The 6,479-nt window shown below is 47.3% G+C and carries 8 protein-coding genes; 4 read left to right on the top strand and 4 right to left on the bottom strand.

Features of this window, described 5'->3' with window-relative positions:
* The first annotated feature begins 506 nt into the window (after positions 1-506).
* Positions 507-725 (top strand): hypothetical protein, encoded by a 219-nt coding sequence (locus AC5I6P_RS27475; RefSeq protein ID WP_495696961.1) that lies wholly within the window; start codon positions 507-509, stop codon positions 723-725.
* Positions 726-755: 30 nt separating this feature from the next.
* Here AC5I6P_RS27475 and AC5I6P_RS27480 read toward each other — a convergent pair whose 3' ends face one another.
* The gene (locus AC5I6P_RS27480; RefSeq protein WP_495696962.1) at positions 756-2,267 is read right to left on the bottom strand and encodes a pentapeptide repeat-containing protein; all 1,512 of its coding nucleotides are present in this window, start codon (positions 2,265-2,267) and stop codon (positions 756-758) included.
* Positions 2,268-2,470: 203 nt separating this feature from the next.
* Between AC5I6P_RS27480 and AC5I6P_RS27485 the strand changes: the two genes are divergently transcribed.
* Entirely contained in the window at positions 2,471-3,307 is an 837-nt protein-coding gene (locus tag AC5I6P_RS27485) for a prephenate/arogenate dehydrogenase (protein ID WP_495696963.1), read from the top strand.
* Positions 3,308-3,321: 14 nt separating this feature from the next.
* Here AC5I6P_RS27485 and AC5I6P_RS27490 read toward each other — a convergent pair whose 3' ends face one another.
* Positions 3,322-3,801: a hypothetical protein gene (locus AC5I6P_RS27490; protein ID WP_495696964.1), complete on the bottom strand. Its 480-nt coding sequence runs from the start codon at positions 3,799-3,801 to the stop codon at positions 3,322-3,324.
* A gap of 85 nt (positions 3,802-3,886) precedes the next feature.
* The gene (locus tag AC5I6P_RS27495; protein ID WP_495696965.1) at positions 3,887-4,441 is read right to left on the bottom strand and encodes a peroxiredoxin; all 555 of its coding nucleotides are present in this window, start codon (positions 4,439-4,441) and stop codon (positions 3,887-3,889) included.
* A gap of 256 nt (positions 4,442-4,697) precedes the next feature.
* Between AC5I6P_RS27495 and trxA the strand changes: the two genes are divergently transcribed.
* A complete protein-coding gene (gene trxA / locus AC5I6P_RS27500) occupies positions 4,698-5,021 on the top strand; it encodes a thioredoxin (protein ID WP_495696966.1) in 324 nt (107 codons plus the stop codon).
* Between the two features lie 87 nt (positions 5,022-5,108).
* On the opposite strand, the gene AC5I6P_RS27505 is transcribed toward trxA, so the two are convergent.
* Positions 5,109-5,324, bottom strand: a complete 216-nt coding sequence (locus AC5I6P_RS27505; protein ID WP_495696967.1) for a hypothetical protein — start codon at positions 5,322-5,324, stop codon at positions 5,109-5,111.
* 446 nt (positions 5,325-5,770) lie between these two features.
* On the opposite strand from AC5I6P_RS27505, the gene AC5I6P_RS27510 reads away from it, so the two are divergent.
* Positions 5,771-6,211 (top strand): hypothetical protein, encoded by a 441-nt coding sequence (locus AC5I6P_RS27510; protein WP_495696968.1) that lies wholly within the window; start codon positions 5,771-5,773, stop codon positions 6,209-6,211.
* The last annotated feature ends 268 nt before the right edge of the window (positions 6,212-6,479 follow it).

Genomic DNA, 6,479 nt, shown 5'->3' on the forward strand with positions numbered 1-6,479 from the left:
CACGGGTGATAGGATTCTTATAGTCTATGTCCTAGCTCAGTTGGCTACAGCTATAACTTTCCAAGCGCTCCGCTGGTTGACCAGAGCGTTGCTTCAACTCCGTGTAATACTGATGTCCGTTAGGCATAACATAAAGTTGGTTATTGGTAGGGGAAGCGATTAAACCTACGTGAGCTAGGATTTCAACATCTCGCCTTCGTACTTCCCTTTTTCCATCTGGAAGTCCTGGATGTCGAAGTATCTTTAACCCATTTTGTGACGAAGAAACCCTAAAGTCCTGTGGGAGGCTCCTCTCTGCTTCTGCCAAAGCTTCCAGAAGGTTGTTCTGTTCTTGCTCAAGAGAAATTTGATCAAATAGTGATGACATTGTGCAATAGCTTTCAAAACTAACTGCTCTATGCTATCTCTACAAGACTGTTTGTTGAGATTACTTACTTTTGAAGGTTGGTTTGTGGTCAGTGAGGTAAGAATAACCTTGTTGGATCAGCTGATGGAAGGGCTTGGTGGTGTCGCAAAGATTACTAGCAGTTATTCAACCGCAGCGCCTGTCCGCTTTGGTGATCGCACTAGGCAGAGACATTAAGAGAAAAATATCGGTGGTGTTCTATACGATGGCGATTCCACTTGCCTTTGTAAACGAGTGGTTTGTGTGTTTAGTGTACGTTGAGGTTGCGATCGAATGGCTCATCCCCGACCGCTGCATTGAGAAGACTCTGGCTTTCTGAAAATAGAGTTTCTTTGTTTACAACCTTTGCTTACACATTAGCGTCATGGAATCCTTGCACAAATGCGATCGCGGCTTCTTGACTGGGCAACTGAAATGGGGATGGCTCATGCAGAAAGGCTAAATCCTGCTCAGCAAGGGGTCTCTGAATCCGCCGCTTGCCGAAATTTGGATTTTCATACAGCGTCAGCGTTTGATTGTTCGAGTTCGTCAACACCGTTCGAGTCGGAGATTGGAAGAAGGGCACTTTTTTGATGGCGATCGGAATCGATTGCAGTTGCTTGATGGCGTTCACCTGTTTCACTTGGTAGCTTAAACGGGTGACAAGCTCCTGAAACTGCTGGAGCCGCCTTGCATCTGAGTGAAAAACTTGAGAGGGAATCGACTGAACGACTTGCAAACTATTCTGCTCGGTTGGCTTGGCATCGTCGAATGGAAAAACGGCAACATAGGCAGCGAGAAAAAGTTGCTCGTCGCGCTCTAACTCAAACGTCAGAATCGTTCGACGACGATAGACCTCGATGCTGGGAACAGGAATCAACTGTCCGCTATGCTGGGCGATTTGTTGGTACGTTACCGCTAACGCACAGTTGGCAGCTGCCCCCAAGCGATCGTCAACGATGACCTGCACTGTAGGGGGCTTCTCGTTAAAGTATTCCTGCGGATTCTCCGTTTGAAATTGGTACACTTTACTCTGATCTCCATTCTGGCTTAAGTCAATCCATCGGCAAATTGCACCCTTAGTTGTTACTCCAAACGGCGAAACTCCGTAGAGTTTGGCTCCGGTTAAGGTAGAGCCACTGAGATCTGCGCCTGCCCAATCGACCCCAGCAAGGTTGGCACGAGTCAAATCGACGTGAACTAAAGTGGCATCTAGCAGAGTGGCATGACTGAGGTCGGCTCCTGTGAGGTTAGCTCCACTAAATTTTGCGTCGCTCAGATCCGCCCAACGCAAATCTGCACCGCTTAGATCTGCCCACCGTAGATTTGCACCGCTCAGATCTGCCCCTTGAAGATTGGCTCGGCTCAGGTTGACCTGTCGAAGTTCAGCATTTCTTAAGTCTGCACCTGTCAAGTCTGCACCCGTTAAGTCACTGTTGGCTAAATTAGCCTCGCTAAGATTGACGCACGTTAATTTGGCATGACGAAGAATGCTGCGGCTGAGATTCGCTTGAGAGAGAGTCGCTTGCCGCAGCTTGGCATCTTTTAGGTCGGCGTTGCTGAGATTGGCGCGGTGTAGGTTTGCCCCGTTCAACTCAGCGCGGGTCAGATCAGCATTGCTGAGATTGGCATTGCTCAAATCTGCCTCGCTCAAATCTGCCAGCGTCAGATCTGCCCCGCTAAAATTGACGCGATCGCCCTCTGCTTTACCAAAATTAGTGCTGGTCAACTTCGCCAAACTGAAGTTTACGTTGACCAGTTTGGTCTGACTGAGGTTGACTCCATTGAGATTAGCTCCGGTCAGCTTTGTGTCACTGAGGGTACTCCCAGAAAACTCTCTCTCGCCTACTGCGTATTTTCCTAGAATGTCCTCAGCCTTCATTGAGAAACCCCTGTACCAATACCTCGAAAAACCTCGAAAAACGTGCCTGGAAAAACGGTCTTGCAACCGAATGTTCTCGACCTGAATGGTCTAAACTTGCAGTCACAAAGTGTACTGTGAACTACACTTCATCCTTCACGTTGTCTGGTGCTAACGTACCCAGATCTACAGCAGAATTACCTTGTACGCCGTTTAAGAAGCTTATGAAAATTGGGATCGTTGGGCTAGGACTGATTGGCGGATCGCTGGGGTTGGACTTGCGATCGCAGGGGCACGAAGTGTTGGGAGTGAGCCGCCGAGAGCGAACCTGTGAGATTGCCGTTGCGCGGGGTGCGGTAGATGATGCTGGAGTAGAGTTGGCTCTGCTGGCGGATACGGACTTGATTTTTGTGTGCACGCCGATCGCAAACCTTCGCTCAACAGTGGCCGCATTGATTCCTAAAATTTCTCCTGACACCGTTTTAACTGATGTGGGTTCTGTCAAAGCCTCTGTCGTTCAAGAAATTACTCCCCTGTGGCAAAACTTTGTTGGCGGCCACCCGATGGCGGGAACGGCAGAAAGTGGGATCGAATCAGCACTACACGGGCTGTTTGCCGGAAATCCTTATGTGCTAACTCCGACAGAAGCGACTCCTGAAGCCGCGATCGTGCTGCTCGAATCGATCCTGCGTCCGCTGCAAGTCAAGCTGCACTACTGCCGCCCGGAAGATCACGATCGTGCGGTTGCTTGGATTTCCCACCTGCCTGTGATAGCTAGTGCAAGTTTGATCGCCGCGTGTGAATCGGACAAGGCGACTTTAGAATTAGCTCAAACCTTAGCGAGTTCTGGATTTCGAGATACGAGCCGAGTCGGTGGCGGCAATCCAGAGTTGGGCGTAATGATGGCACGGTATAACAAATCGGAGCTGGTGCGATCGCTCTATGCTTACCGAGAACAACTGAATCATCTGCTGCATCTGGTTGAGCAAGATAACTGGGAAGCATTAGAAGCAGTACTCCAGCAAACCCAGCAAGCCCGACCGAACTATCTCAATCCCTGATTCTCAATCCCTGATTACTCGTGATCAGACGGACGCATGGCTTCTCGCCCTAACATCGTCAACCCGGCAACGCCCATGCTGATAAACCAGATATATTGATGCCAATACTCGTGAATTTGCGCGATCGCACTCAGTTCGGGACGCAAAATGGATAAGCAAAAGGCAAGAAACATCATCGTCAGTCCGCCAAACCCGACAAAGGTGAGTCCGATCAAAATCCGGGCGGGTTTGAGATCGGCGTCAGTAATCTCCTCTAGGTCAATCTGGGAGAGTTCTTCAAGCGACTTGTCGGCTTGATGAGATGCTTCACCGAGCGTCAAGGCAAGGTCAGAGGGTAGAAGCGGCGCGATCGCGTCAAGGGTTCTGCCCCGCAGCGATCGCTCTGTGTCTCGGAGCAAGATCAAAGGTTTACGGACAGGCGGTTGGTCAAAGTCCAATCCGTCATCCGACGATTGAGATCCTAAAGGTTGAGATACCTGCCGCTCAAGATCCATACTGAGTTGCCCATCGCTGAATAGCTATGCGATCAATTGTAAGAAGTTGACACCCAATCGAGACAGAGGCAACGAATAATTTCTGTTATCCGTTGCTAAGCTGCAATTGATCCAATTTCGCTAAAACTTCTTTACTATGCACGATTGGGTTGACGCCAGTAAATGTCGCTCTTAGAGTGCCGTTTGGGTCAATGATGAAGGTATGGCGAGCCGATCGAATGCCAATCCACGAGCCGTAAGCTTTACTGGTCGTTCCCTTCGCGTCTGCTAGCAACGGAAACTTCAGCCCTTCAGAATCGCAAAATTCAGAATGTGAAGTCACATCATCTGCACTGATGCCGAGAATTTCAGTATTGCGATCGCGATACTGGGGCAGATCTTGCTGAAACTTACGTGCCTCGATCGTGCACCCCGGCGTAAAATCGGCGGGATAGAAATAAGCAACAACCCACTTTCCGCGATAATCTGCCAAAGATATAGTTCCTTCCCCAGAGTTGCTTGGCAGCGTGAAATCTGGTGCGGGTTGGTCAATGGAGGGAAGCGTGCCGCCTAGGGCAAAAGCAGGCACAACGGCGCTGAAACTAGAAGCTAGTACAAAGCAGCACGTTAAGAGAACACCAAGGAAAGTGCGACGAGACATAAAAGCAATCCTGAGCATAACTTAATGAAAGTTTACCTCAGACCTTGAAGCTTGCCTAATCTCCTTCAATTAAAGCTCAAGCTTACGGATGGTAGTGGTGTAGACCTGTTAATTAGCTTTGATGCCGTGTCGTAAAGACGCAATTAATTGCGTCTTTACAAGGGCGATGCGCGATCGTTTAACCACAGGTCTAAAACCTTACTTAGCGTCTTCCAAAGTGCAACTATGAGATAATGCTGTCTTTGTAGGAAAGCCCATGACTGCTGCTTATATTCAAGATGAAGCTGAGTTCGATACGCTGCTAGAGACCGAGCCACTATTTGTAGTAGACTGCACCGCTACTTGGTGTGGGCCGTGTAAACTGGTTGCTCCCTTAATGGATCAACTGGCAGAGGAGTATCGCGATCGCGCTAAAGTCTTTAAGCTAGACCTCGATACCAACAAGCCTGTTGCTAAAAGATTTGGCATCCGCAGCATTCCCGCAGTCATGATCTTCAAGCAAGGCGAGTTGGCAGAAACGGTGGTCGGTGCTAAACCCTACGAAGACTTTAGCAGTGCTCTCGTTAACCATTTAGCTTAATTGCTAAAGTCTCAAATTTGGTATGGTCTTCTCTACCAGCTAGCTGTATTCGTCTAGCGAAACTCTAGAAGTCACGCAGGTAAACAATCACACAGAATCACCTGCGTGATTTCCGCCCGGATGATTAATTACTCGTAAATTGGAAGGATCGACATAGTGGCAAGTGGCTTGATCTTGACAAATCACAGCCCAACCTGCTTGATTAACTTCAATCAATCTGTAAGCTGTGTGTCGAACAAAAGCGCCTTTGTGGTTGCGAGTTCCAGAGTTAACACCAAGGTTGTAACTATTATCGTTAGTCATATTCATCTCCTTGCAAAAAAGTTGTATTAAGACGGGAATTGCTCTAATCCAATAGAACCAACATAGATAAAATTAATTTATTTTTATCTATTTTTAGTTAATCTAACCTTATCATTAAAATAATGAATGAATCGTCAAGTTGTTCAAATAAATGACTATATATATTAAGCAGGTATCGATCGTCGCTTCTTCTAGCGGAACCGTTGAAGATGATTCTGAAAATTTTCAAGGATTGAGGATCGCTTAGCCGAGGCAGAAAACCAAATATTTCACCTAGGATGAAATCGCAATCGTTACTTATCAAGATGGATGTATAAAAGCTGAAGATTCGATAGCTTTAGCAGTGGTTACTACAGGCCTAGAAAGCCGTTTGTAGTATCGCAGTGATCGAAAGCTCGTGTGTTCATTTACTGCTTATTAGTCAATCACATCGGAGCTAACACCGCATGAATACTGAACCTCTTGGTAGGATACCTTGGTTAGCTTTAGGAATACTGTGGTTAGCGTATGTCTTACTGGGATGGCATTTAGCTGAGCATCATATTGCTTGGCTTGTTGGGGCGGCTGTGATTGCTGTAATGCTGACAACTGCCGGAAAAGGAACCCCTCTGCTCAAGCAATTGTCATGGTTTAGCTCTCAAGGGTTGTTTAGAACTATAGCGGTTAGTCTTGCGATCACTCTATGTGTGATCCTCTTCGTCAGTGATTTTCAGTTCTTGGGGTTAATTTTTCTCCCTGTTGTGGCAACGTTTTGGGCTGATCTTGAAATGCGCTCTGCTCAATTTGAGCAACATCAGATATTACTTTGGTTTGCCGCAATTGCTGGTTTAGGAATTGGTTTGGGCGAAATAATCGATCTTTTTTTAATTCCCAGCATACCGTATTGAAAAAATAGCATCATTACTCTGCCAATCGCTCATAGTCCGGTGCTCAGAATAACAGACGTTAATGATAGACCTTGAAGTAGTCTGTCGTTAATGCTGGTAAGGTTGTCGTATCTACTGCCAACTCTGAGCATAGAAATTCACATCATGGCAACTTCTGCTCATCGTTCGTCAACCGATCTTTGGCTTCCCTTGTCAGTCACAGCTTGGCAAGACACGTATAGCTGTAGCCAACTGAGCTAGGACATAGACTATAAGAATCCTATCACCC

The organism is Myxacorys sp., assembly GCF_059501405.1.

Coding starts and splice junctions, on each gene's coding strand:
- AC5I6P_RS27485 (WP_495696963.1), top strand. CDS start 2,471: ATGAAAATTGGGATCGTTGGGCTAGGACTGATTGGCGGATCGCTGGGG.
- AC5I6P_RS27495 (WP_495696965.1), bottom strand. CDS start 4,441: ATGTCTCGTCGCACTTTCCTTGGTGTTCTCTTAACGTGCTGCTTTGTA.
- AC5I6P_RS27480 (WP_495696962.1), bottom strand. CDS start 2,267: ATGAAGGCTGAGGACATTCTAGGAAAATACGCAGTAGGCGAGAGAGAG.
- AC5I6P_RS27505 (WP_495696967.1), bottom strand. CDS start 5,324: ATGACTAACGATAATAGTTACAACCTTGGTGTTAACTCTGGAACTCGC.
- AC5I6P_RS27510 (WP_495696968.1), top strand. CDS start 5,771: ATGAATACTGAACCTCTTGGTAGGATACCTTGGTTAGCTTTAGGAATA.
- trxA (WP_495696966.1), top strand. CDS start 4,698: ATGACTGCTGCTTATATTCAAGATGAAGCTGAGTTCGATACGCTGCTA.
- AC5I6P_RS27490 (WP_495696964.1), bottom strand. CDS start 3,801: ATGGATCTTGAGCGGCAGGTATCTCAACCTTTAGGATCTCAATCGTCG.